This is a genomic window from Collinsella aerofaciens (assembly GCF_025289055.1).
Taxonomy (GTDB): domain Bacteria; phylum Actinomycetota; class Coriobacteriia; order Coriobacteriales; family Coriobacteriaceae; genus Collinsella.
This window is the reverse complement of record NZ_JAESIQ010000053.1, coordinates 1-775: the sequence shown is the minus strand read 5'-3', so window position 1 is coordinate 775 and position 775 is coordinate 1. Positions and strand designations below refer to the sequence as shown.

At 63.7% G+C, this 775-nt stretch carries 1 protein-coding gene; it reads right to left on the bottom strand.

Going from position 1 to position 775, the window contains the following annotated elements:
- Positions 1 to 380: 380 nt before the first annotated feature.
- Positions 381 to 775 (bottom strand): hypothetical protein (locus JMJ97_RS09460; protein WP_260700113.1); only part of this gene is annotated, 395 nt, incomplete at its 5' end.

Genomic DNA, 775 nt, shown 5'->3' with positions numbered 1-775 from the left:
AGACGGCACACTGACGGGGCGCGATAGAATGCGGTTGTTCGGGTCCGCGGTATCGCTCCATGCTCCTATTAGGTCATGCGGCGGTCTCGGCTCGCCGCGGCCCGCGCGGGACATGTCAGGAAACGAGGGCAGCCCTGTGGGCGCCAGCGGAATGTGGGGTCACCGCGCGGTCCGCATCTGATGGTGTCGACGTCAATGGTATACGGGTGCATCATCGACGTCTTCAATACAGAAAATATCAGTGTGCGGAATGTACGGATTGCTGCCGTATCCTTAGTAATAAAAACTGTCCGTTCAGTAGTAGGGGCGCGCCGGCGTTAGCCGGTGCGCCCCTACTTTGGGAAACATAAAACTCGCTTTTAATCGGTTGCCTGCGTAGCTCAAAGCGGGAACAACCGCCATGACGATGCATGCGATACCGAGCAGCGGTGCGCGGCAGCTATAAGCGCTGCTCCTAGCAGGAATAGCGCTAATGAGGCGGCGATCCAGTTGCTGTCGGCGGTCTTGGGGAGCGTGGCGGTGGCGGCGCCGGCAGCCTTGGCCTTGGATGGCGTGGACACCGTGGTCCTGTTTACTGTCGTTTTGGTTGTCGTGATCGTCTTGGGCGTCGCAGTCGCGGGCTTCAGGGCGGGATCCGTCGCGGACCCGGCACCGGGCTGCCCACCGGCAGGACCGGCGCCACCAGCCGGCTCGCCCGCGCCACCGGGCACCTCACGCCCGTCGGTCTCCCCCGCCGGCGCCGTCGCGCCCTCGGGCTCAATCACCACATGCGGAG